General features: G+C 64.6%; 1 protein-coding gene. It reads right to left on the reverse strand.

Annotated features, from left to right (window positions below; genetic code table 11):
* Positions 1 to 5: 5 nt before the first annotated feature.
* The gene (locus tag ON44_RS33725; RefSeq protein WP_083898287.1) at positions 6 to 1,382 is read right to left on the reverse strand and encodes an IS30 family transposase; all 1,377 of its coding nucleotides are present in this window, start codon (positions 1,380 to 1,382) and stop codon (positions 6 to 8) included.
* Positions 1,383 to 1,454 lie beyond the last annotated feature (72 nt).

The following is a 1,454-nucleotide window of genomic DNA, read 5'->3' on the forward strand; positions in this document are numbered from 1 at the left end:
CGAATTCAATTGGTCGTCGCAACACTTCTCTGTTGGAGCGATTGTAGGTGATGTTCCATTGCTTCCGCTGGAGTGCGCCATCCGAGCGTCTTCCGTGGACGCGTGTTGAGCGCGTGTGCGACCGCGGCGAGATCCCTTCCGGTCCACCGTGATAGGTCAGTTCCTTTCGGGAAGTACTGCCGCAGAAGCCCATTCGTGTTCTCGTTGGTTCCGCGCTGCCAGGGACTGTGCGGGTCGGCGAAGAAGACCGGGACACCGGTGCTCGATGTCAACGCCGCGTGCGCCGACAGTTCCTTTCCCCGGTCCCAGGTCAGAGACTTCACCATCTGTGCCGGGAGCCTGTTCAACGCCGCCGATAGCGCCCTGTTCATCGATAGTGCCCCGTAGCCGCTGAGCGCGGGACCGTTCTTCACCGGCGCCGACTTTCCCCATCCCCGCTCGCGTGGCAGGTGGACAAGGATGGTGAACCGAGTGGTCCGCTCGACCAGGGTGCCGATGGCGGAGCGGCCGGTGCCGATGATGAGATCGCCTTCCCAATGTCCCGGAGTCGCGCGATCGTCGGCTTCCGTGGACCGCTTGCTGATCAGCACGTCGGGCGTGACATGCGCCCAGGCCACACGTTTCGAACGGGCTCGGGGCATGCGCAGTGCTCGGCCGGTGCGCAGATTCAAGATCAGTGCACGATCGAGGGCGCCACGTCCTTCGATGTATAGCGCCTGGTAGATGGCTTCGTGGCTGATCTGCATCGACTTGTCGTCGGGGAAGTCGATCTTCAGCCGCCTCGAGATCTGTTCCGGGCTCCATGCCTGAACCCATTGCCGGTCCGAGCGGTGCGGCTTGTTCCGGCCGGTCCAGGCTCCCGTCACCGGGCCGGCGGCGGCCTTGCCGTTCGCGTCGGCGATCCGCCCCGCCAGACGTTGTTGGATGTACTCCCGAAGCCGCTGGTTATCAACGAGTTTCGCTGTTTTCGGGCGTCTGGCGAACAACTCGGCTTTCCACTGGGCAACCGAAGCGCGGTAGTCGAGCTTGCCCCCGCGGGTCGCGGCGTTTCGCCGCAACTCACGCGAGATAGTCGACGGGCTGCGGCCCAGAGCCTGCGCGATCTGCCGTACTCCCATGCCCTGCGCTTTGAGTAGGGCGATCTCCTCGCGTTCGGCGAACGACAGGTAGCGGCCACCGGGCCGACTCCAGGAATACGGCGACATCCCGCCAGCATCACGGAACCATCGAGTGCCCGCGACAGGCGATACCCCTACCGCGACACCGGCTTCCGTCGGCAGCACGCCCTCTGCGATCTTGTCCCAGAAGAGGCGTTCCACTGAGCGCTGGTGCCCAGGGTGCCCCGGTGACCTCATCGGAGCGCGTCCGGTGACCTCCCGCATCCAGTCCGATGGTCTCCCCATAACACCCTCCGTGACCTCGGGTGTTGCGTCCACCGGTTGAACCTGAGCAAT

This window comes from Nocardia vinacea NBRC 16497, assembly GCF_000308835.1.
GTDB classification, from domain to species: domain Bacteria; phylum Actinomycetota; class Actinomycetes; order Mycobacteriales; family Mycobacteriaceae; genus Nocardia; species Nocardia vinacea.

Coding starts and splice junctions, on each gene's coding strand:
- ON44_RS33725 (WP_083898287.1), bottom strand. CDS start 1,382: ATGCGGGAGGTCACCGGACGCGCTCCGATGAGGTCACCGGGGCACCCT.